The sequence below is a fragment of the Sphingobium sp. SA916 genome (genome assembly GCF_002894065.1).
GTDB lineage: Bacteria > Pseudomonadota > Alphaproteobacteria > Sphingomonadales > Sphingomonadaceae > Sphingobium > Sphingobium fuliginis.
In genome coordinates, this window is the sequence record NZ_LXYF01000034.1 from 17098 (window position 1) to 41734 (window position 24637).

The following is a 24637-nucleotide window of genomic DNA, read 5'->3' on the forward strand; positions in this document are numbered from 1 at the left end:
GGCCGGACTGCGTTGGCGGCCCGGTCCTGATTGCCCAAGCGTCTTGCCGAACCTGTTTCAGCATGACGGCAAGACGGCAAGGACGGGCCTAACCGCCGTTACCGACCGCCAGCCTGCGGGCGAAATGCACTTCGATCGCGCGGGCGACGCCTTTGGCGATGTTGGCCTGGCCTGCCTTCGACGCCAGGAAAGCCGCGTCGGCGCTGTTGGAGAGATAGCCGGCCTCGAACAGCACCGACGGCGTGTCGGGCGCCTTCAGCACCATCAGCGAAGCGAAGCGGTGCGCCGTGCCGCGAAACGGCACATAGGGCGCCGCCTCGCGCTGGAGCAGCCGGGCGAAGGCCACCGAGAGGTTCATCGATTCCCGCTGCGTCAGGTCGATGAGGATCGAAGAGACATCGCTGGGCTGGCCACCCAGATTGACGCCGTTCAACATATCCGCCTTGTTTTCTCGCGCCGCCAGCCGGGCCGCCTCGCGGTCGGATGCGGTTTCGGACAAGGTGTAGACGGTCGCGCCGCGCGCCTGGTCGTCGTCGGCCGAATCGGCGTGGATGGAGATGAACAGGTCCGCATTGAGCTGGCGCGCGATGCCGTAGCGCTCCTGCAGCACCAGGAACCGGTCGTCATTGCGGGTCAGCGCGACGCGGACGCGGCCCGAGCGCGCCAGTTGGTCGCGGATCGCCAGCGCGATGGCGAGCGTCACGTCCTTCTCGCGCTCGCCATTGTCGCGGTTCACGGCGCCCGGATCATGGCCCCCATGGCCGGCATCGATCACGACCAGCGGGCGGGATGCATCGCGCGGCCCCTCCACCGGGGGCAAGGAAACGCCGCGCGCCACCGGCGGGATGGGAACGGTGATGCTGTGCAGGCGCTTCGCCGGACGGGGCGCCATATGCGCGGGCGCGTCGAAGCGCATGCTCGCCCGGTCGCCATGGAGCGGGTCGGCGGAAGTGGGGACGGCCGAAAGGATCATGCTTGCGAGCGCAAGACTTTGGAGCATGCGCCGCTTGTGCACCGCGCGGCCCGTCGCCGTCCAGCGCAATTTCACGCGCGCAGGCGAACGACAACCGAATGATGCGCCAAGCATTGCCGAACGGCAGGCTTAACACCATCTTCACATAAGGGGCGATAAACCGCCTGGCGCCATTCGGGTCAAAGTGGCGCGACGCGAAACAATATTTCCAGGAGCCGTTGCTCCTTGCCATTTTGACTGCTACCCATTCACATTCCTTGGAGACGCGCCTTTTCGGGCGACGTTCTTTCGGGGATATTCACGATGGCACCGGCGGGCGGCAACGCCCGGAACCGATGCACGAACAGGTTGACGCTGCATGAGGCATGATTTCCAATCCACGCTGAACCCGATCCCGGGCGATGCGGCGTGGTTGGTGGTGTCCGGCACATGGTCCGGCCCTGCCCCGGCAGCAGACACGCAATTTTCCATGCCAAACCGGGCGATGCAGCAACTCGCGCCGCCCCCTTACTATCGCGCGGCAGCCCGGCCCAGTGCCGTCGGCCGCCAGCGCCGGAGAACAATAAATGACAATGCGTATGCTGATCGATGCGCGCCACCGGGAAGAAACCCGGGTCGCGGTCGTCAAAGGTAACCGGATCGAGGAGTTCGACTTCGAATCGGCCGAGCACAAGCAGCTCAAGGGCAATATCTACCTCGCCAAGGTCACTCGCGTAGAACCGTCGTTGCAAGCGGCCTTCGTCGATTATGGCGGCAATCGGCACGGTTTCCTGGCTTTCAGCGAAATCCATCCCGACTATTATCAGATCCCCCGCGAGGACCGCGAAGCGCTGCTGCGCGAGGAACGCGCCCATGCGGAGGAAGAGGCCGCGCTGCGCGCCGAGGTCGAGGATGACGAGGATGTCGCCGCCGACGGCGGGCTGGAAGTCGTCGAGGCCACCCATCATCATGACGATGAGGATCATGGCGAGGAAACGGCCGAGAACGGCAATGGCGGCGATAACGGCAGGGGCCGCGGCCGCCGCGGCAAGGGCGACGATGCCGCCGACGAACTGCGCCGCAAGCGCATGGCGCTGCGCCGCCGCTACAAGATCCAGGACGTCATCAAGCGCCGCCAGGTGCTGCTGGTGCAGGTCGTCAAGGAGGAGCGCGGCAACAAGGGCGCGGCGCTGACCACTTACCTGTCGCTTGCCGGCCGCTATTGCGTGCTGATGCCGAACACCAGCCATGGCGGCGGGATTTCGCGCAAGATCAGCAACGCCGCCGACCGCAAGCGGCTGAAGTCGATCATCGCGGAGATGAACCTGCCCTCCACCATGGGCTGCATCGTCCGCACCGCGGGCCTCCAGCGCACCAAGCCGGAGATCAAGCGCGACTTCGACTATCTGGCGCGCCTGTGGGACGAAATCCGCGAGAAGACGCTGAAGTCGGACGCGCCCGCGCTGATCCACAATGACAGCGACCTCATCAAGCGGGCGATCCGCGACATCTACAACAAGGATATTGAAGAGGTCATCGTCGAAGGCGAATATGGCTATAAGGCGGCCAAGGACTTCATGAAGCTGCTGATGCCCAGCCATGCGCGCCGGGTGAAGCAATATGCCGACGCCGTGTCGCTGTTCCAGCGGGCCAGCGTCGAGGACCAGCTCGCGGCGATGTACAATCCTGTCGTGCAGCTCAAGTCCGGCGGCTATCTGGTCATCAATCCGACCGAGGCGCTGGTTTCGATCGACATCAACTCGGGCCGGTCGACCCGCGAGCATGGCATCGAGCAGACCGCTGTCGCCACCAATCTGGAAGCGGCGCGGGAGATTGCGCGTCAGTTGCGCCTGCGCGACATGGCGGGCCTGGTCGTCATCGACTTCATCGACATGGAGATGAACTCCAACATCCGCAAGGTCGAGAAGGCGATGAAGGAGGCGCTGAAGGACGATCGCGCCCGCATCCAGGTCGGCCGGATCTCCGGCTTCGGCCTCATGGAAATGAGCCGCCAGCGGCTGCGCACCGGCGTGCTGGAAGCATCGACCCGCCAGTGCCCACATTGCGAAGGCACGGGGCTGGTCCGCACCGCTTCGTCGGCGGGCCTCAGCGCGCTGCGCATGCTGGAAGAGGAGGCGGCGCGCGGTCGCGGCAGCCTGATCACGCTGCGGGCGAGCCAGGAAGCGGCCTTCTACGTGCTCAACAACAAGCGCCGGGAGCTGGACGAGATCGAGCAGCGCTATGGCGTGCGCATCGCGATCCTGCCCGATGGCGAGGTCGAAGGCGCGCGCATGTCGGTCGAGGCCAGCGGGCCGCGTCCGGAGCGGGTGGTCGACTATACGCCGATCGCGGAAGAGGATGACGATCTCGACGTCATCGAGGAACTGGACGAGGAAGAGATCGAGGAAGTCGACGCCGCGCAGGAGGAACGCGCCGAGCGGGGCGAGGATCGCGGCGATGATCGGGAAGGAGGCGGCCGTCGCCGTCGCCGCCGTCGTCGCCGTCGCGGCGGTCAGCGCGACGAGCATCGCGCCGAGTCGGAGACCCAAGGCGAGGCTGGCGAGGACGCCGACAGCGCCGAAGAGGAAGCCGAGATCGAGGGCGAGACCGAGGCTGTTCCGGCCGAAGCCGCCGCCGAAGCGGAGGGCGAAGGCCGTCGTCGCGGTCGTCGGGGCCGCCGGGGCGGACGCCGCCGCCGCGAAGCCGGCGAGGAAGCGGTGAGCGAAGGCTCGGTTGCAAGCGAGGAAGCGGTCGAAGCCGTCGAGGCCGAAGTCGTTCAGGAGCCCGTGGCGGAAGCAACGCCCGAAGCCCCTGCCGAGGAAGAAGCGCCCAAGACCCGCCGCCGCCCCCGTGCACGCAAGGCGAAGGAAAGCGCCGCGCCTGCCGCCGAAGCGGTGGAAGCCGCTGCGGTCGAAGCTCCCGTGGAAACGCCCGTCGAAGCCGTGCCGGAAGCCGCCGCCGCCGAAGAGGCGCCGGCCAAGCCCAAGCGCACGCGCCGCAAGAAGGCCGATCCGGTAGCGGAGGAAGCACCTGCTGCCGAGGCTGCACCGGCAGCGCCCGCCGCCGAAGAGGCGCCGGCCAAGCCCAAGCGCACGCGTCGCAAGAAGGCCGATCCGGTGGTCGAGGAAGCCGTTGCCGCGGAGACCGCGCCATCCGTTGAAACGCCCGTCGAGGCCGTTCCATCCGATGAGGCTGCGGAGACGCTCATCGTGAACGGAGAAGCCGAAGCGGCAGACGAAGGTGACGATGGCGCACCGCGCCGCGGCTGGTGGCAGCGCACCTTCGGCCAGTAAGCCGACAGGCGATGGAAAGACGCCGCTGTCTTGCCGCTTCGGGCGGCCGGACGGCGGCGTTTTCATTTTCGGAAGACTGAAGTTCCCGGCGGGATTTTGCAGCTATTTCAGGACCTTCTTTCTTCATGGAGGAAGATGGGAAGCTTTGGCGACGAAGGAGCCGGGGCTGATCTGGATGAGAGGGGAGCGGGCCTGCGGCCCGCGCGATCCTTTGGATCGCACCCCCCTCACCCAGCTACGACTAGGCAGCAAGCTGCCAAGTCTGCGCAGCCCTCTCCCTTGAGGGAGGGGGATAAAGTGGGTGTCCGCTTCCCGCCAAAGCCCCTATTGGACCTGCCGCTTTATGGGCTACATAACGCCTTTCAGTTGCCGTTCATCCCCTGGACGGCATTGACAGTCAGCGATGGAGCCTCTTCCCCTGCCCCGCACCGCCCCTGCATGCCGAACCATCCTCGCATGACCGCGCGCTGGCTTCGTTTCGCGGCCATTGCCGCCGCATCGCTCGCCCTCTTGTCGCGCCCGGCCGCGGCGCAGCAGATCCTGCGGGACGCGGAGACAGAGGCGTTCATGGCCGACATGTCCGCGCCGCTGGTCCAGGCGGCCGGCATGGAGCCGCGCAATGTCCAGGTGCTGGTCATCAACGATCCCAATATCAACGCCTTCGTGGCGGGCGGCCAATATGTCTGGGTGCATAGCGGGCTGATCGCGGCCGCCGACAATGTGAACCAGGTGCAGGGCGTGGTCGCGCATGAACTCGGCCATATCGAGGGCGGCCATGTCATCCGTTACGGGGAGGGGATGAAGGAGGCGACCGGCATCACCCTGCTCAGCCTGGTGCTGGGCGCGGCGGCGATCGCGGCGGGCGGCGCGGAAGCGGGCATGGGCATATTGGGCATGGGGCAGCAGGCGGCGATGGGCAAGTTCCTGGCCTTTTCGCGGGCGCAGGAAAGCTCCGCCGACCTTGCCGGCGCGCGCTATCTCAGCAAGGCGGGGGTTTCGGGCAAGGGCAGCCTGGAATTCTTCAAGAAGCTGCAGAACCAGGAATATCGCCTCGCCATTCCGCAGGACGACAGTTACGGCCGCACCCACCCCCTTTCAGGCGAGCGCATCAATGTGCTGCGGGAAGTCTATACGGTCGATCCCGCCTGGGACAAGCCGATGGACCCGAAGCTGGAGGCGCGGTTCGAACGGATCAGGGCGAAGCTTGTCGGCTTCGTGTCGGAACCGAACCAAACCCTGCTCAAATATCCCGAAAGCGACCAGTCGCTGCCGGCGCATTATGCCCGCGCCTATGCCTGGCACAAGAGCGCCTATCCGGACAAGGCGCTCGCGGAGGTCGACGCCCTGCTGGCCGCCGCGCCGCACGATCCCTATTTTCTGGAACTGAAGGGGCAGGTGCTGCTGGAAAGCGGCAAGCCCGCCGACGCCATCCCGCCGCTGCGGGAGGCCGTGCAGCTCACCAACCAGCCGCTGATCGCCACGCTGCTGGGCCATGCGCTGATCGCGACGGAAAATGACGCGAATTTCGCGGAGGCGGAAAAGGTGCTGCGCAACGCCATTGCGCGGGACCGGGAAAATCCCTTCGCCTGGTACCAGTTGGGCGTGGTCTATGAACATCGCGGCGACCTGCCCCGCGCCGCGCTGGCGACGGCGGAACGCTATTCGATGATGGGCGAGGACCAGATGGCGCTGCGCAGCGCCGACGCCGCGATGCAGGGATTGAAGCCGGGCACGGTTGACTATCTGCGCGCGCAGGATATCGCCATGGTTTCCCGCGCAGCCGTCGAGCAGAAGCGAAAGAAACGATGACAGATCAAAGGCGGCCCAGCTTTCGCGCAGCGCTTTCCAACAGGACCATCATGATGACCCTTGGCGTTTTCGCCTTCATCGCCGCCACCGCGACGGGCGCGGCGCTCGGCACCCAGAGCACGGGCCGCGTCGACGCCGGGGACAAGGCCGCCATCGAGCAGATCGTGCACGACTATATCCTGGAACATCCCGAGATCATCCCGCAGGCGGTCGAGAAGCTGCAGGCCAAGCGGATGTCGGGCATGATCGACGCCAGTCGCAAGACGATCGAGACCCCCTATGCCGGCGCGTGGGAAGGGGCCGCAAATGGCGATGTGACCGTGGTCGAATTTTTCGACTATGCCTGCGGCTATTGCCGGGCGTCGCTGCCCGATCTCGCCAGGCTGGTGGGTGAGGACAAGAGGGTGAAGGTCGTCTATCGCGAACTGCCGATCCTGTCCGACGAGAGCATCGATGCCGCGAAGGTGTCGCTGCTGGCGGCGGAGAAGAACCAGTATATGCCCTTCCACCGGGCGCTCTATGCAGCGGGCAAGGTAACGCATGAGACGATCCTCGCGGCGGCGGCGAAGGTCGGGATCGACGCGAAGGCGGCGCAGGCGGCGATTGCCGGGGGCAAATATGATGCGGAGATCCAGTCCAATATCGGGCTGGCGCAGAAACTGCAGGCAAGCGGCACGCCGACCTTCGTCATCGGGGGTCAGGTGCTGAACGGGGCCGTGGGCTATGACGCCCTGAAGGCCGCGGTGGCGTCCGCGCGGGGGAAGTAAGCGGCGGCTTCCTCGCGGTTTGCTGACCTTCCGCTTTCCTTGAAGTGCGTCCCTTGAAGCGCACCCCATGAAGCGCACCGTGCTCCTGCGAAGCACTCGAATGAGACAGGCGGCTCATGAGAGCCAGGTTCCCACGGTATGATGATCCACGGACGGCAGCGCTCGACCGGAATCCGACATCGCGCTCAACCGTGCTCGAAACCATCACGACCTTCTCCTCCGCCATTGACTCGCCTCTCCCTTTTGCCTATCGGACGCCCCCTGACATGCGGCCGCCCGCCCGGCGGCCCTTTTTTGTCACGCCCGATTCTTTTAGTTTTTTGAGGAATGAACGATGAAGCGCACCTATCAGCCGAGCAATCTGGTTCGGAAGCGCCGTCACGGTTTCCGCGCTCGCATGGCGACCCCCGGCGGCCGCAACGTGCTGCGCGCTCGTCGTGCACGCGGCCGCAAGAGCCTGAGCGCCTGAACGACGCGCCGCTTGAGCGCGCGCCTGCGGTCATGACCCGGCGCGCTGATTTTCTGGCGGCGAATCGCGGGCGGCGCGCGCCCATGCCAGGCTTTGTCCTGTTGGTGCGCGAACGCGGCGACGGCGATCCGGCGATGCGGTACGGCATCACGGTCACGAAAAAGATTGGCGGCGCTGTCATCCGCAACCGGATGAAGCGCCGCTTTCGCGTTCTGGCGCGGGAGCTGTTGCCGGCGCATGGCATAGCCGGAGCGGATCATGTGCTGATCGGGCGCGCCGAGGGTATCGAGCGCGACTTCGGCCTGCTTCGCCGGGAGCTGGAAAAGGCGCTGGGCAAGGTGATGAGCCGGCCTGTTGATGAGGCGCCGCGCAGGAAGGGGCGGCCTACCCCTCCGAAAGATAAGGCGCCCCTGCGCAGGCAGGAACCCGGATTCGAGGTGGCGACGGAAGGCAGCGGCGGAACGGGCTTCCCGCCCTCGCAAGAACATGGCAGGGGCAGACATGACAGGGGCAGACATGGCAGGGACAGGCCGTGATCGCCCGCCTTTTCATCCTGATCGCGCGCTTCTGGCAGCTTGGGCCTTCGCGCATTTTGCCTCCTTCCTGCCGCTATGCGCCCTCCTGTTCCGAATATGCGATTCAGGCGATCGGCAAATATGGTGCGGTGAAGGGTAGCTGGCTGGCCACGAAGCGGCTAATGCGATGCCACCCATGGGGCGGTTCGGGTTACGATCCGGTCCCCTGATACGAATTTCGAGATACGGCGGAGCCGACAAGCGTGGACGACAAGAAGAATATCATCCTGGCGGTGCTGCTGACCGCGGCGATCCTGTTCGGCTGGCCCTATGTCGCCAAATATTTCTTCCCCGCCGCCAATCCGCCGGCCACGAAGATCGAGGGCGGCAAGACCACGCCGCTCACCCCGTCCGGCGCCGCCCCCGCGGCGGAAGGGTCCGCTGCGGTCCGCGACCTGGCGCTGGCGCTGAAGGACAGCCCGCGCGTGCCCATCCGCACGCCCAAGATCACCGGATCGATCAACCTGAAGGGCGCGCGCATCGACGACATCGTGCTGCCGACCTACAAGGAAACGATCGCCAAGGCGTCTCCGGCCATTCGCCTCTACAGCCCCAGCGGCACCCGGCACGCCTATTTCGCCGGCTTCGGCTGGCAGGGCGAAGGGGTGAAGACCCCGGACGGCAGCACGCTGTGGACGGCGTCGGCCACGGAACTGACCCCGTCCAGCCCGGTCACGCTGACGTGGAACAATGGCGCGGGCCAGACCTTCGAGATCCGCTATTCCATCGACGAAAATTACATGATCACCGCGCAGCAGAAGGTGTCGAACAGCGGCGCCGGCGCGGTGGGCGTCAAGAGCTACGGCTATGTCAGCCGGGCGACTCCCTCGGCCGATCCCGACACCTGGACGATCCATGTCGGCCCGATGGGGGTGTTCAACGGCGCGGCCAATTATGACGTGAACTACAAGGATCTGGAAAAGGGTCCGGCGACGCAGAGCTTCCAGTCGACCGGCGGCTGGATCGGCTTCACCGACAAATATTGGCTCTCCGCCCTGATTCCCGACCAGAAGGCCGCCTTCACCGGCCAGATGCGTAAAGGTGCCGGCACGCAGTTCCAGACCGACGTGTCGCTGGCCCCCATCATGGTCGCGCCGGGCAAGGCAGTGACGCAGACCAACCGGCTGTTCGTCGGCGCCAAGGAGGTGAAAACGCTGGAAGCCTATCAGGACGCCGGCGTTCCGCTGTTCGACCGGGCGATCGACTGGGGCTGGTTCTACTGGTTCGAAAAGCCGATCTTCGCCCTGCTCCACTGGCTGTTCGAGCATATCGGCAATTTCGGCGTGGCGATCATCTGCCTGACCTTCGTGGTGCGCGGCCTGATGTTCCCCGTCGCGCAGCGCCAGTTCGCCAGCATGGCGGCGATGCGCGCGGTGCAGCCCAAGATGAAGGCGCTGCAGGAGAAATATAAGGACGACAAGCCGAAGCTCCAGCAGGAGATGATGGAGCTCTACAAGCGCGAGAAGGTGAATCCGCTCGCGGGCTGTCTGCCGATCTTCATCCAGATCCCGATCTTCTTCGCGCTCTACAAGGTGTTGCAGCTCACCATCGAAATGCGCCACCAGCCCTTCGTGTTGTGGATCAAGGATCTGAGCGCGCCCGATCCGCTGCACATCGTCAACCTGTTCGGCCTGTTGCCCTTCACCCCGCCCGCCTTCCTGGGGATCGGCGTGCTGGCGCTGCTGCTGGGCATCAGCATGTACTTCCAGTTCAAGCTGAACCCGGCGCAGATGGACCCGATGCAGCAGCAGGTGTTCGCGATCATGCCGTGGATGATGATGTTCATCATGGCGCCCTTCGCGGCGGGCCTGCTGGTCTACTGGATCACCAACAACTGCCTGTCGATGTTGCAGCAATGGTGGCTCTACAAGCGCCACCCGCAACTCAGCGCCGCGACCGCGAAATAAGGCCGGGGCGTTGACCGAACAGGAACAGGCTGAATTGATCGAGGAAGCGCGCAAGGTCTTTGCCGGCCCCATCGCCTTCCTCAAATCCGCGCCCGACCTCAAATTCCTGCCCGACATGGCGGTGAACGAGGTGGCATTCGCAGGCCGGTCCAATGTCGGCAAATCATCGTTGCTGAATGCGCTGACGAACCGCAACGGCCTTGCCCGCACGTCAAATACGCCGGGACGGACGCAGGAGCTGAATTTCTTCGACGTGGGCGATCCGTTGCGCTTTCGGCTGGTCGACATGCCGGGCTATGGCTATGCCCGCGCGCCCAAGGACATGGTGCGCAAATGGCGGTTCCTGGTGAACGACTATCTGCGCGGGCGGGCGAAGCTGAAGCGCACGCTGGTGCTGATCGACAGCCGCCACGGCATCAAGGATGTCGATACCGACATCCTCGACATGCTGGACGCTGCGGCGGTCAGCTATCGCATCGTCCTGACCAAGGCGGACAAGGTGAAGGCCAGCCATCTTGCGGAGGTCCATGAGGCCGTGGCCGAGGCGATCCGCAAACGGCCCGCCGCGCATCCGGACATCATCGCGACGTCGAGCGAAAAGGGCATGGGACTTCCCGAATTGCGCGCCGCCGTGCTGGAAAGCGTGACCCAAGGGTGAGGCCCGGCCAATGGTGAGGATCACCTGCCTCTGCGGTCGGATCGGCCTGACGATCGAGAAACGCCCGGCGTTCATCAATGCATGCAACTGCACGCTGTGCAGCAAAACGGGCGCGCACTGGGCCTATCTCCACCCCCGCGAGGTGCGTGTCGAGGGCGCCACGCAAAGCTATTGCCGGGAGGACAAGGACGATCCGGCGGCGGAGATCCAGTTTTGCGGTCGATGCGGATCGACCACCCATTTCACCCTATCCGCCAGCGCGGTATCCCGGTTCGGGAACGGCATGATGGGCGTCAACATGCGTCTGGCCGACGAACGCGATCTGGCGGGAATCGAACTGCGCTATCCTGACGGGCGGTCCTGGTCGGGCACCGGCGACGTCGGCTATGTGCGGGCGCCCCGGATCATCGGCCAGGACGCAAGTTCCGGCTGATCCCCGGCAGGCTTTCCTCGCGGGAGCCGAAGCGGCTAGAAAAGGCTGTACTGCCCACTTCCCTTCAGAGTCCAGGTGGCCAGGGTCTCATGATGCGTGCGCCCGACATGGCTGCATATCAGCATGAACCGGTCGACATGCCAGCCAAAGCCATCGACCCGACGCTGTTCCGGCGGGCCGTCGCGGTAGAACAGCGTCTGGTGCGGGCTGAAGCTCCAGCCGGGACGCAGCATCACCCCCGCGCCTTTCATGCCCGCCGCGATCTGCTTCTGAAGCGTGCCGAGCAACGGCACGCTATGGGCCGGACGCAGGGCGGCGGACCGGTTGCCGATGCTGAGCCGGTCCAGCCGCAGGTCGAACGGTTCCGCCATCACGCCTGTCCCGGCGCGCATCAGCGCCTTGATCACCGCATAGGGATATTCGACATAATCGCAGGTGATCGCCAGCGTCACATGCTGGTGATCCACGGCGATGCGCCGGGCGCCGCCGGCGATGGCCGCCGCGAAATGATCCGTCTGGCGGGCGATCAGCAATGTGGGCTTCAGGGCGAAGAACAGGCGGAAGAGGGTCTTGGTGGGCTGGTTTTCCATGACATTTCGCTCCATGCGAATCGGTCGATTATGTTCATGGTATGTTCTTTTCCTTCCCAGGGCGAATCCGGTGGAGCCGCCCCTGATTTCATGCGTTTGGGCGATAGGGGACAAGGAGAGTGACGATGATGCAATTGACGCTCGACAGTCTGGCGGAGAAGATGAAGGACATCGATTTCGCGATGCTGTCGACCCATGCCGACGGCGGCCAGATCGGCGCAAGGCCGATGAGCAACAACCAGGATGTCGCCTATGGCGGCGACAGCTTTTATTTCACCACGGAAGACACGCTGATGGTGAAGGACATCGAACGCGATCCGCGCGTCGGCCTGTCCTTTCAGGGGCGTACCGGGTTGCTGAAGCAGAACCCGCTGTTCATCGCCGTGGAGGGCCGCGCCGACCTGATCCGCGATCGCGATGCGTTCCGCGCGCATTGGAACAGCCAGCTGCAGGACTGGTTCGAGGAAGGGCCGGACACGCCCGGCCTTGTCATGATAAAGGTCCATGCGCAGCGCGCCCATGTCTGGGACGGCGAGAATGAGGCTGAACTGGAGCTTGGATGATTCGCGACGGCGCGAGGCCGCACGGCAGAGGGAGACGGGTCGCGCAAATGGTCCTGGCCTTGGCTTTTGGCCTGGCCGGAACCCTGCACCTGACCCGGCCCGGCGGCTTCGTCGCGATCACGCCTGACTGGGTTCCCGCACCCCATATGACGATCGCGCTGACCGGCGTGGCCGAGATCGCCGGCGCCATCGGCCTGATGCTGACGCCGCTGCGCAGGGCGGCAGGCATGGCTCTCGCGCTCTACGCCCTGTGCGTGTGGCCAGCCAATTTCCACCATGCCCTGAACGACATTCCGCTTGGCGGCGTGCATCTGAGCTGGTGGTATCACGGGCCGCGCCTGGCTGCGCAGCCGGTGATCATATGGTGGGCGCTCTGGGCAGGCGGAGCAACGGACTGGCCGTTCAAACGGCAGCGGGCGCGCAGTCCGGTTTCCGGACAAGATGATTGTCTTTGAAGATTGCGGCTCTACTGTGCGCACTTTCCAACGAACAAGCGATCAGAGAGCGATGACCCGGCATATTCCCTGGATAATGATAGCGATTATGGGCGCGGTGGCGCTGTCGGTGGTGGCTGTATCCCGCGGCGAGGCGGTCAATGCGCTGTGGATCGTGGTGGCGGCGGTCAGCAGCTTCCTCGTCGCCTATCGCTATTATGGGCTCTACATCGCGCGAAATGTGATGCGGCTGGACCCGTCGCGGCCCACGCCCGCGATCCGGCGGGCCGATGGCCTCGACTATGTGGCGACCGACCGGACGGTGCTGTTCGGGCATCATTTCGCCGCCATTGCGGGCGCGGGCCCGCTGGTGGGACCGGTGCTGGCGGCGCAGATGGGCTATCTGCCCGGAACGCTCTGGATCATTGCGGGCGTGGTGCTGGCGGGCGCGGTGCAGGACTTCATGGTCCTCTTCATCTCCATGCGCCGCGACGGCAAGTCGCTGGGCGAGCTGATCCGCATGGAAATGGGGCAGGTTGCCGGGACCATCGCGCTGTTCGGCGCCTTCATGATCATGGTCATCATCCTCGCCGTGCTGGCGCTGATCGTGGTGAAGGCGCTGGCGGAAAGCCCCTGGGGCATGTTCACCGTGGCGGCGACGGTGCCGCTGGCGATGGCCATGGGCGCCTATACGCGCTGGATCAGGCCGGGGCGCATCGGTGAAGTGTCGCTGCTGGGACTGGTCGGGCTGCTCGCCGCCATCGTCTATGGGCAGAACATCGCCGCTTCGCCGGTCTGGGGGCCGGCCTTCACCTTCACGCCGGTGCAGCTTTGCTGGATCTTGATCGGCTATGGCGCGGTAGCGTCGGTATTGCCGGTTTGGCTGTTGCTGGCGCCGCGCGATTATCTGTCGACCTTCCTCAAGATCGGGGCGATCGCGGCGCTGGCGATCGGCATCGTCATCATGGCGCCGCCGCTCAAAATGCATGCCGTGACCCAGTTCGTGAACGGCAACGGGCCGGTCTGGTCGGGCGGATTGTTCCCCTTCCTGTTCATCACCATCGCCTGCGGGGCGGTTTCGGGCTTCCATGCCCTGATCGCCAGCGGCACCACGCCCAAGCTGATCGCCAGCGAAGCCCATGCGCCGATGATCGGCTATGGCGCGATGCTGATGGAGGCGTTCGTGGCGATCATGGCGCTGGTGGGCGCGTCGATCCTCGATCCGGGCATCTATTTCACGATGAACAGCCCCGCGGCGGTGATCGGCAAGGACGCGGGCAGCGCGGCGGCGGCGGTGACGGCCATGGGCTTCCCCATCTCGCCCGATCTGATCCTGCAGACCGCGAAGGATGTGGGCGAGCACAGCATCATCTCCCGCGCGGGTGGGGCGCCGACGCTGGCGGTGGCGATGGCGGAGATATTCTCCCATATCATGGGCGGGCCGGCGATGAAGGCCTTCTGGTATCATTTCGCTATTCTGTTCGAGGCATTGTTCATCCTGACAGCCGTGGATGCGGGGACGCGCGCCGGACGCTTCATGTTGCAGGACCTGATCGCGCTGGCGGTGCCCGCCTTCAAGGACAGCAAGAGCATGGCTCCCGGGGTCGTCGCAACGGCGCTGACCGTCGCGGCCTGGGGCTTCTTCCTCTATCAGGGCGTGACCGATCCGCTGGGCGGGGTGAACACGCTCTGGCCGGTGTTCGGCATTTCCAACCAGATGCTGGCGGCCATCGCACTGATGCTGGGAACGGCGGTGCTGTTCCGGATGAAGCGGGACCGCTTCGCCTGGGTGACACTGATCCCGACCGCCTGGCTGCTGATCTGCACCCTGTCGGCGGGCTTCCTCAAGCTGTTTTCGGCCGATGCGAAGGTCGGTTTCCTGGCGCATGCCGCCCGGTTCAGCGCCGCGGCGGGCGATGGCGAGGTGCTGGCCCCGGCAAAGTCGATGGCGGAGATGCGGCAGATCATCTTCAACGACCGGATCGACGCGGCGCTGGTCGCGGTCTTCCTGTTCGTGGTGTTGGCGGTGCTGCTGTTCACCATCCGCACATGCCTCGCCGCGCGGAAGGTGGCGGCGCCGACCGCACGGGAAATTCCGGCGCAACTGGTCCCGGCGGAATGAGCATCTTCCTCCACCGGCTGCGGCAGATGGCGCATATGATGGTCGGGGTGCCGGATTATGAGGCCTATCTGCGCCATATGCGGGCGCATCATCCCGAGCGTGCGCCGATGGACCGGACAGCCTTCTTCCGGGAGCGGCAGGAGGCGCGTTATGGGGGCAGGAATGGGGGGAAGTGCTGCTAGGGCTGGCTGCCCTCCCCTTCGTCGATGGGGAGGCTTGGCTTAGAGCCAATCGACATTCAGCCCTGACGGCCTGCAAATGACGCTTTTCCGTGCTTCCGGTGCTCACCTACTTTGAGTAGACTGCGCTCCGGGTCACGGAAAACCACCATTTTACCTTCGGTGGTCTTCGGCTCGGCTCGTCATCTTCTGAATGTCGATTGGCTCTAGCGCTTGGCGTTGAAGCCCGCGACCATGCCGGCTGCGATGGAGAGGGCGATTTCCGCCGCGCCTATCGCCCCTATGTCGAGGCCGGCGGGGCCGTCTATGCGCGCCAGTTCTTCCGCCGAAAAGCCCAGAGCAACCAGCCGTTCCAACCGCGCCGCATGGCTTTTGCGCGATCCCAGCGCGGCGATGTAGCCCGTCGGCCCACGCAGCGCCGCCGCCAAGGCGGGATCATCGATCTTGATGTCGTGGCTGAGCGTCACGACCGCGGTGGATTCGCCGGGAAAGCGGGCCGCAACCGCTTCGTCCGGCCAGCGGTCGTCCAGTTCGACGCCAGGGAAGCGCTCCTCCGTCAGGAAACGGCCGCGCGGATCGATGACGACAGGAGTGACGCCGATTGCCTGCGCCAGTGCGCTGAGCGACTGGGCGATCTGTACAGCACCGACGATCAGCAGCCTGCGGGGCGGATCGTAGCGGTTGTGGAACTGCCCCTCCCCCGTCCCTTCCCGCGTGAGGCCGGTCGCAAGATCGGTCGACAGGGTGAGCGCCCTGCCCTTCTCGCTTTCCGCCGCGATCCGCTCGAACAATGCGGGATCGAAGCCTTCCGGACTGACCGGCTGGACCAGCACGCTGATTTCCCCGCCGCAGGGCAGGCCGACCGCCCAGGCGTCGCCATCGGCCACGCCATAGGTTTCCAGATTCGCCGGCCGCCCCCCGATCACCTCCGCCGCGCGCTGGAGCACGTCGGTCTCGACGCATCCGCCGGATATGCTGCCTTCGAACCGGCCGTCCTCATGCACGATCATATGGCTGCCGCGGGGCCGGGGCGCGGAGCCCCATGTCGACACCACCGTCGCCAGCGCCAGCCGCGCCCCACGCCATTCGGTGGCCTTGCGGATGACCGCGCCATTGTCGTTCAAAAGCCTGCCTCCCAGAGCGATTTCCAGCAATCGAACCGATCGCTGGTCAAGAAATCGCGGACAATAAAGAGATTATAGCGGCGATCTGCTTCAATCACATCGAAACCCGCTCTAAACCAGCCGTCTTCCTGTCCATACCACCCGACCCACGATCACGACCAGCGCCGGATCGATGTCGATCCAGTCGGGATAATGGGGATTGTCGCTGAGCACGGAGAAAAAACCCCTGCGCGGCCCCATGGCCACGCGCTTCACCATGAGCACCCCGTCGAGCCGCAGCACATAGACGCCGTCGCGTAGCCGCCCCGCATCGTCGTCATGATTGACCATGATCTCATCGCCATCGCTGAGCGTGGGAGCCATGGATTCGCCATCGACGCGGATGATCGATATTTTCTGCGGCCGAACGCCCAGATGACGCAGCCAGTTGGCGTCGAAGGCCATCAGGCCGGCCGCCCGCTCATCCTCGTCCAGCGAACCCGGCCCAGCCGAAGCGCCCAGCGAAAGCCGCGGCACGCTGACCACCGAAGGCAACGACCGCACCCTGACCGGCGGGGTTCCGCGCGGGACCGACCCGCCCAGCATTTCCTCCGCCACGCCGAAATAGCGGGCCAATATGCGCCGGTCCTCCTCATCCAGCTTCCGCGGCGTGCCCCTTTTTATGAATTGCTGGATATAGGCGGGATTGCGGTTCAACAGGCGCGAAAGATCGGAATAGCTGTCGCCCCGCTCGGCAATCAGCCGCTCCAGCACCATGCGCGGATCTTCTCCAATACCGACCATATCTCATCCATTACTGATAGGAATTTTCCTAGACAAGTAGGAAATTAAGCAACATGAAAATCACCTGAGGGATTCGCGCAGGCGGATCGAATCGACAGAGGAGAAGCGGGACTATGCTGTTGCGAGAGGTCGAAAAATTTCTGCGGGAAAACGGCATTCCCGCGACCCGGTTCGGCCGCGAGAGCGTGCGCGATCCCCGGCTGGTCTTCGACCTGCGCAGGGGCCGCGAACCCGGCATGAGAATGAAGAGGCGAGTAGAACATTTCATGAACACATATCGCAGGAGCATGGGCGAATGACAAGCATCCACGTGAACGCTCCCATCCGGAATCTGCTCCAAAATGAAGGTGCGGCGAAAGCGCGCGACCCCCTGCCCCGTCTGCTGGCGCAACTGATCGCGCGGGCGGGTGGAACCGTCATGGTGGAGCGCGCCGTCAGCCGTCCCTGGGCGAGCGCGCTGTTCCAGGGGCGGCGCCATGTCGTCGCGCTGACCCTGGCCGGACCCGATGCGGCCGAGCGGCGCGCAGCCTTCGTCCAGGGAATCGAGGAAGCGGAATGGAGCCTGTCCGGCCATTTCGTCGCGGACATCAGCATCGACTGCCGCCGTCCGGTGCCGGGCGGCGAGTGGGTCGAATTGTCGGCGCTCACCATAGAGGACTGGTGAGAGCCATCAAGGGAGAGCGCCCGTCAGCGCGCTCTTGCCTGCCGGTTCAGCGGGCGCGGCCGGCCATGGTCCGCAAAGTCCCCAGAGCGGCGCGCAGGGCCTCATCGACGCCCTGCTCCACCTTATCGCGCACGGGCACGGCGGCTTCGACCGGCATGTCGGCCAGAACGGAGGCGGGCCGGCCCATGCGCTTGCGCTGGGCAAGACCCTGTTCCAGCCTTTGGGTCAGCTCCGCCAATGAAAGATGCGCGATGGGCGCAGGCGCGGGAGCGGTCTCGGGCTGCGCCGGCTGCGCGATCTCCTGAGGGTCGGCATCGACAGTCTCCTGCGAAAACGCGCGCTGCAGGCGTGCGAAGGCCGTTTCCTCCGTCATCTTGTCCGGCATGCCGGGAAGGGAAAGGCTGCCCGGCGCGGTGATGGGCGCCTCGACAGCGGCTTCCGCCTCCCCATCTTCGCGTCCGGGCGCGGTGCGGGCGAAAATGTCGAGACCGCCAAAGTCGCGGCTGGCGAAGATCGGCGGACGCGCGGGGGCATCGGGATGGGCGTCGGCACGGCGCAGCGCCGGACCCGATCTGCTCCGGTCACGCGACAGCCAGTTCAGCTTCGACAATGCAAAACCCATTTCACTCACTCCTGCGGCGCCGTTCCCGCGCCCTTGCTTGTCATGCGTCAGCAGAGCGACGCGCTTTTCCCTTTGTCCCGCCCAGATCAGGCCCAGGACCATCGCCGCGCCGAAACCCGCCAGCAGCAGCCGGGCCTTCAGCCCCAGCGGCGGCGCGGCGGCCGGGATGGCTTCGCTAAGGCCACTCGACGCCACGACCGTTTCGACCAGCCCTGTGGGCAGCGAGAAGAGGAGCAGCCCGGCCCCGAGCGCGCCCGAAAGCGCCTTCAGCAGCCCAGGCATTCTTCTCACGCCGCCGCCCGCGCCCCTTCAGGGCGCGCCAGCAATTGCCGATAGACGGGTTCGTAGCGAAGAATGTTTGACGACCAGTTACGCTCCCGCTCCACAAAGGCGCGCGCCGCCGCGCGCCGCTCTTCCCAGAAGCCGCGATCCGCGAACATCCCCGCCAGCGCGGCGGCAAGGGCGGGTGGATCGTCAGGCGCGAACAGCGTGCCGGTGACGCTATGTTCGATCAGTTCGCGATGGCCGCCGACGCTGGACGCGGCGACCAGCCGGCCCTGCGCCATCGCCTCCAGCGGCTTCAACGGCGTCACCAGATCGGTGAGGCGCATCGACTTGCGCGGATAGGCGAGGATGTCGACCTGCGCATAATAATCCTCGACCTGATCGTGCGGCACGCGGCCGACAAAGACGATATGGTCGGCAAAGGGCGAGGCCATGGCCCGGTCGCGCAACGCCTGCTCGCACGGGCCGCCGCCGACCAGCAGCAGCTTCGCCTTCGGGCGGGCGCGCACCAGTTTCGGCAGGGCGGCGATCAGGTCGTCCAGCCCCTCATAATCGTAGAAGCTGCCGATGAAGCCGACGACGTCGGCGCCCTCCAGCCCCAGTTTCGCGGTCAGCGCGGGGTCGCGGGGAACGGGCGTGCCGAACTGGTCCATGTCGACGCCATTGGGCGAGACGATGATCTTGGCCGCGTCGATTCCCCGCGCCACCAGATCGCCGCGCAGGCCTTCGCAGATCACGGCAACCGCATCGGCGGCGCGGACGGCATGGGTTTCCAGTTGCCGTGTCAGCCAGTAGCGCGGACTGCCCTCCGTCCCGGTGCCGTTGCCGACCGCCGCATCCTCCCAGAAGGCGCGAATCTCGTAGATCATGGGGATAGCGTGACGCTTCGCCACTTTCTGCGCGGCGATGGCGTTCAGCACCGGCGAGTGGGCGTGGATGATGTCGGGCCGCCACTGGCGCACCAGCACCTCGATCGCATCAGCATGGGCGGAAATGTCGCGCCATTCCCGCAGCAGCGGATGGCCGCCGGTCGATTCGCCGGGCGTGCGGTGGAAATGCAGGCCGTCGACCGTCTCCTCCAGCAGGCCCGGCGCGGCGTGGCGATGGCCGGTGATGCCGCGTACCTCCCAGCCCTTCGCCAATTGCGCCCGCAGGATCGCGCGGGTGCGGAAGGTGTATCCGCTGTGCATCGGCAGGCTGTGGTCCAGCACATGGAGAATCCGTGTCATGGCGACGAGTCTTGCCGAAAAAGGTTTAACGGGCCGTCAACTCTGTTGGGTTAGGGTGGGAGGGTTCGGGCTTCAGTACAACATGCTCCTGCGAAGGCAGGAGCCTAAGTCCTGCCGTCCGGACTGGGCTTCTGCCTTCGCAGGAGCATGTTGGAAGTGACGGATAGCTCAAGCACGCGATGATCGACGCCCTTTCCCTTCTCATCAGCCATGGCGTCATTCTGCTGGCGGCTTGGCGCCTGCTGTCGCGGCCCGACCTGGATCGCGATCCCCCCTCCGGCCTGGAGGCGGAGAGCGGCGATGCGTGACCTGTTCTTCGTCGCCTTCCTTGGCGCCTTCTTCCTTACAGGCTTGCGACGACCGTTCCTGCTGATCGCCGTCTATGCCTATATCGACATCGTATCGCCCCAGCGCCTCTCCTATTTCCTGCTGAACAGCGTCCCCATCTCCTTCATCGCCTTCGTGGCAGCGGTGGGATCGTGGATATTGGTCGACGACAAGAAGGATTGCCGCCTGTCTGCGCGGCAGGCGATCCTGCTGCTGTTGCTCGCCTGGTGCGGCTATACCACGGCGACGGCAGACTTCCCGATCAACGCCGCGACCAAATGGGGCTGGGTATGGAAGGCGATGCTGTTCGCCATCTTCCTGCCCGTCACGCTGCGCACCCGCCTGCGGATCGAGGCGCTGGCCCTGTTCATGGTGCTCTGCGCCAGCACGATCATCATCAACGGCGGCATGAAGACGGCGCTGTCGGGGGGCGGCTATGGCGTGCTGAACCTGATGGTCGACAACAATAGCGGCCTTTATGAAGGCAGCATCATTTCGACCGTGGCCATTTCGCTGATCCCGCTGATCCTCTGGCTGTCGCAACATGGCACCGTCTTCCCGCCCGACTGGCGGGTCAGGCTGTTCGCCTATGCACTCTGTTTCGCCTGCCTTCTGATGCCCATCGGCACGGAGGCGCGCACGGGCCTTGTCTGCATCGCCGTGCTGGCGGGGCTGATGCTGATGCGGTCGAAGCGGCGGTTCATCTACGGCCCGCTGATGGCGCTGGCGGCGCTGGCGGCGATTCCCTTCCTGCCCGCCAGCTTCACCCAGCGCATGTCGACCATCGAGAATCACAGCCAGGACGAAAGCGCCTCCACCCGCCTCGCCGTGTGGAAATGGACGCTGGACTATGTGAAGGAGCATCCGGGCGGCGGCGGCTTCGACAATTATCTGCAGAACAAGTTCACCTATGTGATGCAGGAACGGGTGATCGACGCCGCCGGATCGCGCATGGAAAAGCGCATCGTCACCGACCATGGCCGCGCCTATCACAGCGCCTATTTCGAGATGCTGGGCGAGCAGGGCTATTTCGGCTTCTTCCTCTGGGCGCTGCTGCACCTCGTCTGCTTCATCCGGACGGAGGCGATCCGGCGCATGTACCGGAACCGGGAAGGCGATGAAGCCTGGGTGTCGCCCTTCGCGCTCGCCCTGCAACAGGGCCATGTCATCTATATGGTGGGATCGCTGTTCGTGGGCATCGCCTATCAGCCCTTCATCTTCATGATGCTGTCGTTGCAGATCGGCCTCGACACCTATTTGACCCGGAAACGCAAGTTGGCCGCGCGCCAGCCGTTATTTCCCGCAACACCCGTCGCGCAAGGGAGCGCCGCATGAAGGGCGAACTGAAGATATTGGGCGCGGCCCACGGCCTGCTGCTGGGGCTGGTGCTCGCCGCGCCGCTGATTGCGCCGGCGCTGCTGCCATGGGGCGCCGAAGCGCTGTTCATCATCGCCGCCTTCCAGTTGCGGCTGGCCGACCGGCGCTGGGAGACCCGCGCGGGGTTGCAGGGGTGGATCAGCCACATCCGCATGGCGCCGTTGCGACTGGTGCCCTGGGCCGGGACGGCGGTCGTGGCGCTGATCGCGGGACCGGAGCAGGCCCGGCTCGCCACTGCAATCCTCATCGCCGTCGCCATGGGCGAATTGCTGATCTATCCGGTCATCGCCCATCTGCTCGGCCGCATGCCGCGCCTGGGTCTGGCGGGCGCGATCCTGCTGCTGCTGATCGGCTGCGGCCTGGCGGAACCGGCACAGGCGGCGCGTTTCGCCATGGCCTTCGCGCTTGGCATCGGCGGGTGCGTGTTCTGGATGCGCGGGCCCGATGGCGAGCCGGGCGCGACCTTGCTGGCGCTGGGCGGATCGGCCGCCGCGACGGCAATCGCCCTGCTGCTGCCGGTGGCGCGGTCCGTGGCGATTCCCGCCGCGATCCTTTGCCTGACGCTGACGCTCGCCCATCTGTCGGTGATGCGCCGTCACCCGCTCCATTGGCGGTTGCCCAGCGGCATGCGGTTCATGCGGATTCATTGAGGGGTTGGGCTTCGGTCATTGGCCACTTCCAGCCATTCCCCTATCGCGCATTGCGGAACGAAGCGAGGAACGGCGGGTTGAGGAAAAACCATGCCGCCCGATTCCCTCGTCCACGCCAATGACAGCCTGCCGGGCATCACGCGCCGGGCGATGAAAAGAGGATGGGCCTATTTCGACGCCAGCGGCGCGCGCATCACCGACCGGGAAGAGATCGACCGGCTGAACGCCATCGCCATGCCGCCCGCCTATCGCGACTGCTGGTTCTGTCCCCATCCGCACGGTCATATCCAGGCGACCGGCTATGACGACCGGGGCCGCAAGCAATATCGCTATCACCTCGATTTCCGCGCCGCGCGGGAGGCGGAGAAATATGCCGGCTGCCCCGCCTTCGGCCGCGCCCTGCCCAGGCTGCGCGCCCGGATCGAAGCCGACCTGTCCCGGCGCGGCCTGCGCAAGGAAAAGACGCTGGCAGCCGTCGTGCGCCTGCTCGACCTGGCGAAGGTGCGCGTCGGCAACGAGCAATATGCCGCAGCGAACAAGAGCTTCGGCGCGACCACGCTGCGCCGCCGCCATGTCGACCTGCGCGGACAGGCGCTGCGCCTGCGTTACCGGGCCAAGTCGGGGCGGGAGCATGAGCTGACCGTCACCGACCGCCGCCTCGTCCGCTTCGTTCGCGCCGTGCAGGATTTGCCGGGACAGCATCTGTTCCAATATCTGGATGAGGAAGGCGTCGCCCGGCCGATCACCTCCGGCGACGTCAACGCCTATATAGCCGAAGCCATGGGCGGCGATTTCACCGCCAAGCATTTCCGCACCTGGGGCGCCTCCGTCATTGCCTTCGAAACGCTGGCGGCGGGCCGCGTGTCGCTCAAGCAGATGATCGAGCCGGTCGCCGCCGCGCTGGGCAACACCCCGGCGATCAGCCGCAAAAGCTATATCCACCCCGCGCTGATCGAGCTTTGCCGCAACGGACAGGACATATGGCGACAGGGGCTTCGCCTGCCGCGCGCAACCCGCTATCTTTCCCGTTACGAACGCGGACTGATCGCTTTTCTGGAGGAGGCCGGCGGCTCGACCGCCCTTCCCCTGGCGGCCTGATCCGCATCCAGAACCGCAAGGATATTCATGGCCGCCAAGAAAGATACCGCCACCCTGCCGCAGATCGACGTCCGCCCGCCCAATCTGGCCGAGATGTGGCAGTCGACGGTCCACTGGTTCTCGCTCCACTATCTGCAGATCCTGATCGCCATCGGCGCGGCTGTGGCCATCTACAGCCTTTTGACGGCGCTGCGCAGCGTGGGCGGACGGTTGAAGGGGCATCCCGGCGACACTCTGGGCCTTGCCAACGTCGCCGGCCGCGCCTTTGCCCGCACCACCCATTTCTTCATGGCGATGGTCGCCGCGCGGCTGGTGGTGAGCTATGCCCGGCCGCCGGAGATGGTGCTGAAGACCGTCGTCTTCCTCTTCACCATCGCCGCCGTCTTCCAATGCGCCATCTGGGCGCGGGAGATCATATTGGGCCTGGTCGAGCGGCGCACCTCGGCGGACGAGAGCCAGAGCCTGGCCAACGCCATGGGCCTGATCCGCGTGCTCGTGACCTTCGCCCTGTTCGCCATCGCGCTGATCGTCGTGCTGGACAATCTGGGGGTGAACGTCACCGGCCTGGTGGCGGGCCTGGGCATCGGCGGCATCGCCATCGGCCTTGCGGCGCAGGGCATCTTCTCCGACCTGTTCGCCGCCTTGTCGATCATCTTCGACAAACCCTTCCGGCAGGGGGAGGTCATCACCTATGACCAGACCACCGCCCGGGTGGAGCGCATCGGCCTTAAAAGCACGCATCTGCGCGCGATGAGCGGCGAGAAGAAGGTGATCTCCAACGCCAACCTCCTCCAGAAGGAGATCACCAGCCTGCAGACACTGGCGCAGCGGCGCGTGACCTTCGCCATCGGCATCATCTACCAGACGCCGGAGGACAAGGCCGACGCCATTCCCGCCATGCTGAAGGAGATCGTGGAGGCGGAGGGGCATATCTTCGTCAATGCGGGGCTGGTCAGCTTCGGCGCCAGTTCGCTCGACTATCAGCTCAATTTCGACGTGCCCGACCCCGACACCCATGATTATTTCCTTTCGCGGCACCGGGTGGGCCTGGCCATCTGGAAGCGCTTCAATGCGGAGGGGATCGAATTCGCCTATCCAACGCAGACCAGCTTTACCGCCGCGCCCGACGGCCGGGCGATCATGCCCTATCCTGAGGTGCAGCCCGTGGTGCGCGTCGACCAGCCGGGGGGCAGCGCCCCCGCCTGACTCGCCTGATCGCATATCGGACTCGCCTTGCCTGCTCCCGCTTGCCCGGCGCATCGGCCGGAGTCAGGCGGGTGCAATGACGAACGGACATTTCGGAACAGCCATGAAAACCTGTTATTTGCTGGCCGCCGCTGCGCTCGCCTTCACCCCTGCCGCCCATGCCGAAGGGATCGGGGCCGAGGTAAATTACGGACGCGCGGACGGGCATTGGGGCACGGAAATCGGCGCCGGCTATGCGATGGATATTGCCGGCTTCAGCCTGACGCCGGGCGGCGGCGTCTATCTGCGCGACGGGGATACGAAGCTCTATGGGCGCGTCGAGGCGACCTACACCCTCCCCGCCTCCGCCACCATCGGCGCGGGCGTGCGCTTCAGCGGCGACAATACACGCCCCTATGCGACGCTTGCCATGCCGCTGATCCCCAAGCTGCGCGCCAAGGCCAATGTGGGGCCGAAATATTATGCGGTGGGATTGACGCTGGGATATTGATTGCCCGCGCCCTGCTCCTGTGAAGGCCGGA

General features: G+C 65.5%; 26 protein-coding genes and 1 pseudogene. 21 read left to right on the top strand and 6 right to left on the bottom strand.

Features of this window, described 5'->3' with window-relative positions:
• Positions 1–88: 88 nt before the first annotated feature.
• A complete protein-coding gene (locus A8G00_RS10105) occupies positions 89–1048 on the bottom strand; it encodes an N-acetylmuramoyl-L-alanine amidase (protein ID WP_103000572.1) in 960 nt (319 codons plus the stop codon).
• Between the two features lie 491 nt (positions 1049–1539).
• Here A8G00_RS10105 and A8G00_RS10110 point away from each other — a divergent pair, with 491 nt between their 5' ends.
• From A8G00_RS10110 to A8G00_RS10150, 9 genes and pseudogenes are all read left to right on the top strand, one after another.
• Positions 1540–4245 carry a ribonuclease E/G gene (locus A8G00_RS10110; RefSeq protein ID WP_216365608.1) on the top strand — a complete coding sequence of 902 codons (2706 nt, stop codon included), beginning with the start codon at positions 1540–1542 and terminating at the stop codon, positions 4243–4245.
• A gap of 456 nt (positions 4246–4701) precedes the next feature.
• The gene (locus A8G00_RS10115) at positions 4702–6054 is read left to right on the top strand and encodes a M48 family metalloprotease (RefSeq protein ID WP_172451823.1); all 1353 of its coding nucleotides are present in this window, start codon (positions 4702–4704) and stop codon (positions 6052–6054) included.
• Complete coding sequence (locus A8G00_RS10120) at positions 6051–6821, top strand: DsbA family protein (protein WP_025551798.1); 771 nt, start codon at positions 6051–6053, stop codon at positions 6819–6821. The genes A8G00_RS10115 and A8G00_RS10120 overlap by 4 nt, the downstream gene beginning before the upstream one ends.
• A 334-nt stretch (positions 6822–7155) precedes the next feature.
• Entirely contained in the window at positions 7156–7290 is a 135-nt protein-coding gene (gene rpmH / locus A8G00_RS10125) for a 50S ribosomal protein L34 (protein ID WP_007683189.1), read from the top strand.
• 32 nt (positions 7291–7322) lie between these two features.
• Positions 7323–7667, top strand: a pseudogene (gene rnpA / locus A8G00_RS10130) (ribonuclease P protein component); the annotation flags it as partial.
• 155 nt (positions 7668–7822) lie between these two features.
• Positions 7823–8035, top strand: a complete 213-nt coding sequence (gene yidD / locus A8G00_RS10135) for a membrane protein insertion efficiency factor YidD (RefSeq protein ID WP_025551802.1) — start codon at positions 7823–7825, stop codon at positions 8033–8035.
• 33 nt (positions 8036–8068) lie between these two features.
• Positions 8069–9772, top strand: coding sequence for a membrane protein insertase YidC (yidC, locus tag A8G00_RS10140; protein ID WP_103000575.1), 1704 nt, complete (start codon positions 8069–8071; stop codon positions 9770–9772).
• Positions 9773–9782: 10 nt separating this feature from the next.
• Positions 9783–10430: a ribosome biogenesis GTP-binding protein YihA/YsxC gene (gene yihA, locus A8G00_RS10145; protein WP_025551804.1), complete on the top strand. Its 648-nt coding sequence runs from the start codon at positions 9783–9785 to the stop codon at positions 10428–10430.
• Between the two features lie 10 nt (positions 10431–10440).
• Positions 10441–10863 carry a GFA family protein gene (locus tag A8G00_RS10150; RefSeq protein WP_103000576.1) on the top strand — a complete coding sequence of 141 codons (423 nt, stop codon included), beginning with the start codon at positions 10441–10443 and terminating at the stop codon, positions 10861–10863.
• Positions 10864–10898: 35 nt separating this feature from the next.
• Here A8G00_RS10150 and A8G00_RS10155 read toward each other — a convergent pair whose 3' ends face one another.
• Entirely contained in the window at positions 10899–11453 is a 555-nt protein-coding gene (locus A8G00_RS10155) for a 2'-5' RNA ligase family protein (protein ID WP_103000597.1), read from the bottom strand.
• A gap of 125 nt (positions 11454–11578) precedes the next feature.
• On the opposite strand from A8G00_RS10155, the gene A8G00_RS10160 reads away from it, so the two are divergent.
• From A8G00_RS10160 to A8G00_RS10175, 4 genes are read left to right on the top strand one after another with little or no spacing between them, the layout of a single operon-like run.
• The gene (locus A8G00_RS10160) at positions 11579–12016 is read left to right on the top strand and encodes a pyridoxamine 5'-phosphate oxidase family protein (RefSeq protein ID WP_025551810.1); all 438 of its coding nucleotides are present in this window, start codon (positions 11579–11581) and stop codon (positions 12014–12016) included.
• Positions 12017–12063: 47 nt separating this feature from the next.
• Complete coding sequence (locus tag A8G00_RS10165; protein ID WP_103000577.1) at positions 12064–12471, top strand: DoxX family protein; 408 nt, start codon at positions 12064–12066, stop codon at positions 12469–12471.
• 52 nt (positions 12472–12523) lie between these two features.
• The gene (locus A8G00_RS10170; protein WP_025551814.1) at positions 12524–14572 is read left to right on the top strand and encodes a carbon starvation CstA family protein; all 2049 of its coding nucleotides are present in this window, start codon (positions 12524–12526) and stop codon (positions 14570–14572) included.
• A complete protein-coding gene (locus A8G00_RS10175; protein WP_048577049.1) occupies positions 14569–14754 on the top strand; it encodes a YbdD/YjiX family protein in 186 nt (61 codons plus the stop codon). The genes A8G00_RS10170 and A8G00_RS10175 overlap by 4 nt, the downstream gene beginning before the upstream one ends.
• A gap of 203 nt (positions 14755–14957) precedes the next feature.
• Here A8G00_RS10175 and A8G00_RS10180 read toward each other — a convergent pair whose 3' ends face one another.
• Both A8G00_RS10180 and A8G00_RS10185 read right to left on the bottom strand, forming a co-directional pair.
• Complete coding sequence (locus tag A8G00_RS10180) at positions 14958–15875, bottom strand: XdhC family protein (protein ID WP_103000578.1); 918 nt, start codon at positions 15873–15875, stop codon at positions 14958–14960.
• A gap of 111 nt (positions 15876–15986) precedes the next feature.
• Entirely contained in the window at positions 15987–16658 is a 672-nt protein-coding gene (locus A8G00_RS10185) for a S24 family peptidase (RefSeq protein ID WP_044661513.1), read from the bottom strand.
• Positions 16659–16771: 113 nt separating this feature from the next.
• On the opposite strand from A8G00_RS10185, the gene A8G00_RS10190 reads away from it, so the two are divergent.
• Both A8G00_RS10190 and A8G00_RS10195 read left to right on the top strand, forming a co-directional pair.
• Positions 16772–16957: a hypothetical protein gene (locus A8G00_RS10190; RefSeq protein ID WP_025549299.1), complete on the top strand. Its 186-nt coding sequence runs from the start codon at positions 16772–16774 to the stop codon at positions 16955–16957.
• Complete coding sequence (locus tag A8G00_RS10195; protein ID WP_103000579.1) at positions 16954–17322, top strand: hypothetical protein; 369 nt, start codon at positions 16954–16956, stop codon at positions 17320–17322. The genes A8G00_RS10190 and A8G00_RS10195 overlap by 4 nt, the downstream gene beginning before the upstream one ends.
• A 46-nt stretch (positions 17323–17368) precedes the next feature.
• On the opposite strand, the gene A8G00_RS10200 is transcribed toward A8G00_RS10195, so the two are convergent.
• Together A8G00_RS10200 and A8G00_RS10205 are read right to left on the bottom strand one after the other, a co-directional pair.
• Entirely contained in the window at positions 17369–18226 is an 858-nt protein-coding gene (locus tag A8G00_RS10200) for a hypothetical protein (protein ID WP_103000580.1), read from the bottom strand.
• 5 nt (positions 18227–18231) lie between these two features.
• Positions 18232–19458 carry a TIGR04063 family PEP-CTERM/XrtA system glycosyltransferase gene (locus tag A8G00_RS10205; RefSeq protein WP_103000581.1) on the bottom strand — a complete coding sequence of 409 codons (1227 nt, stop codon included), beginning with the start codon at positions 19456–19458 and terminating at the stop codon, positions 18232–18234.
• Between the two features lie 179 nt (positions 19459–19637).
• Here A8G00_RS10205 and A8G00_RS25780 point away from each other — a divergent pair, with 179 nt between their 5' ends.
• The 6 genes from A8G00_RS25780 to A8G00_RS10230 all read left to right on the top strand — a co-directional run bounded on the left by A8G00_RS25780 (position 19638) and on the right by A8G00_RS10230 (position 24606).
• Positions 19638–19766, top strand: a complete 129-nt coding sequence (locus A8G00_RS25780; protein ID WP_255308758.1) for a hypothetical protein — start codon at positions 19638–19640, stop codon at positions 19764–19766.
• On the top strand, positions 19759–21120 hold the full coding sequence (locus A8G00_RS10210) for a putative O-glycosylation ligase, exosortase A system-associated (protein WP_103000582.1): 1362 nt from the start codon (positions 19759–19761) through the stop codon (positions 21118–21120). The genes A8G00_RS25780 and A8G00_RS10210 overlap by 8 nt, the downstream gene beginning before the upstream one ends.
• Entirely contained in the window at positions 21117–21812 is a 696-nt protein-coding gene (locus A8G00_RS10215) for a hypothetical protein (RefSeq protein WP_103000583.1), read from the top strand. Before A8G00_RS10210 ends, A8G00_RS10215 begins: the two co-directional genes overlap by 4 nt.
• Before the next feature lie 90 nt (positions 21813–21902).
• Positions 21903–22910 (top strand): DNA topoisomerase IB, encoded by a 1008-nt coding sequence (locus A8G00_RS10220; protein WP_103000584.1) that lies wholly within the window; start codon positions 21903–21905, stop codon positions 22908–22910.
• A 27-nt stretch (positions 22911–22937) separates the two neighbouring features.
• Positions 22938–24116 carry a mechanosensitive ion channel family protein gene (locus A8G00_RS10225; RefSeq protein ID WP_044661506.1) on the top strand — a complete coding sequence of 393 codons (1179 nt, stop codon included), beginning with the start codon at positions 22938–22940 and terminating at the stop codon, positions 24114–24116.
• Between the two features lie 103 nt (positions 24117–24219).
• Positions 24220–24606 carry a hypothetical protein gene (locus A8G00_RS10230; RefSeq protein WP_025549305.1) on the top strand — a complete coding sequence of 129 codons (387 nt, stop codon included), beginning with the start codon at positions 24220–24222 and terminating at the stop codon, positions 24604–24606.
• Positions 24607–24637 lie beyond the last annotated feature (31 nt).

What these genes read in the sequence shown, in the direction of transcription:
- A8G00_RS10110 (WP_216365608.1), top strand. Translation starts at nt 1,540, where the DNA reads ATGACAATGCGTATGCTGATCGATGCGCGCCACCGGGAAGAAACCCGG.
- A8G00_RS10115 (WP_172451823.1), top strand. Translation starts at nt 4,702, where the DNA reads ATGACCGCGCGCTGGCTTCGTTTCGCGGCCATTGCCGCCGCATCGCTC.
- A8G00_RS10120 (WP_025551798.1), top strand. Translation starts at nt 6,051, where the DNA reads ATGACAGATCAAAGGCGGCCCAGCTTTCGCGCAGCGCTTTCCAACAGG.
- rpmH (WP_007683189.1), top strand. Translation starts at nt 7,156, where the DNA reads ATGAAGCGCACCTATCAGCCGAGCAATCTGGTTCGGAAGCGCCGTCAC.
- A8G00_RS10150 (WP_103000576.1), top strand. Translation starts at nt 10,441, where the DNA reads ATGGTGAGGATCACCTGCCTCTGCGGTCGGATCGGCCTGACGATCGAG.
- A8G00_RS10155 (WP_103000597.1), bottom strand. Translation starts at nt 11,453, where the DNA reads ATGGAAAACCAGCCCACCAAGACCCTCTTCCGCCTGTTCTTCGCCCTG.
- A8G00_RS10160 (WP_025551810.1), top strand. Translation starts at nt 11,579, where the DNA reads ATGATGCAATTGACGCTCGACAGTCTGGCGGAGAAGATGAAGGACATC.
- A8G00_RS10165 (WP_103000577.1), top strand. Translation starts at nt 12,064, where the DNA reads ATGGTCCTGGCCTTGGCTTTTGGCCTGGCCGGAACCCTGCACCTGACC.
- A8G00_RS10170 (WP_025551814.1), top strand. Translation starts at nt 12,524, where the DNA reads ATGACCCGGCATATTCCCTGGATAATGATAGCGATTATGGGCGCGGTG.
- A8G00_RS10175 (WP_048577049.1), top strand. Translation starts at nt 14,569, where the DNA reads ATGAGCATCTTCCTCCACCGGCTGCGGCAGATGGCGCATATGATGGTC.
- A8G00_RS10185 (WP_044661513.1), bottom strand. Translation starts at nt 16,658, where the DNA reads ATGGTCGGTATTGGAGAAGATCCGCGCATGGTGCTGGAGCGGCTGATT.
- A8G00_RS10190 (WP_025549299.1), top strand. Translation starts at nt 16,772, where the DNA reads ATGCTGTTGCGAGAGGTCGAAAAATTTCTGCGGGAAAACGGCATTCCC.
- A8G00_RS10195 (WP_103000579.1), top strand. Translation starts at nt 16,954, where the DNA reads ATGACAAGCATCCACGTGAACGCTCCCATCCGGAATCTGCTCCAAAAT.
- A8G00_RS10200 (WP_103000580.1), bottom strand. Translation starts at nt 18,226, where the DNA reads ATGCCTGGGCTGCTGAAGGCGCTTTCGGGCGCGCTCGGGGCCGGGCTG.
- A8G00_RS10205 (WP_103000581.1), bottom strand. Translation starts at nt 19,458, where the DNA reads ATGACACGGATTCTCCATGTGCTGGACCACAGCCTGCCGATGCACAGC.
- A8G00_RS25780 (WP_255308758.1), top strand. Translation starts at nt 19,638, where the DNA reads ATGATCGACGCCCTTTCCCTTCTCATCAGCCATGGCGTCATTCTGCTG.
- A8G00_RS10210 (WP_103000582.1), top strand. Translation starts at nt 19,759, where the DNA reads ATGCGTGACCTGTTCTTCGTCGCCTTCCTTGGCGCCTTCTTCCTTACA.
- A8G00_RS10215 (WP_103000583.1), top strand. Translation starts at nt 21,117, where the DNA reads ATGAAGGGCGAACTGAAGATATTGGGCGCGGCCCACGGCCTGCTGCTG.
- A8G00_RS10220 (WP_103000584.1), top strand. Translation starts at nt 21,903, where the DNA reads ATGCCGCCCGATTCCCTCGTCCACGCCAATGACAGCCTGCCGGGCATC.
- A8G00_RS10225 (WP_044661506.1), top strand. Translation starts at nt 22,938, where the DNA reads ATGGCCGCCAAGAAAGATACCGCCACCCTGCCGCAGATCGACGTCCGC.
- A8G00_RS10230 (WP_025549305.1), top strand. Translation starts at nt 24,220, where the DNA reads ATGAAAACCTGTTATTTGCTGGCCGCCGCTGCGCTCGCCTTCACCCCT.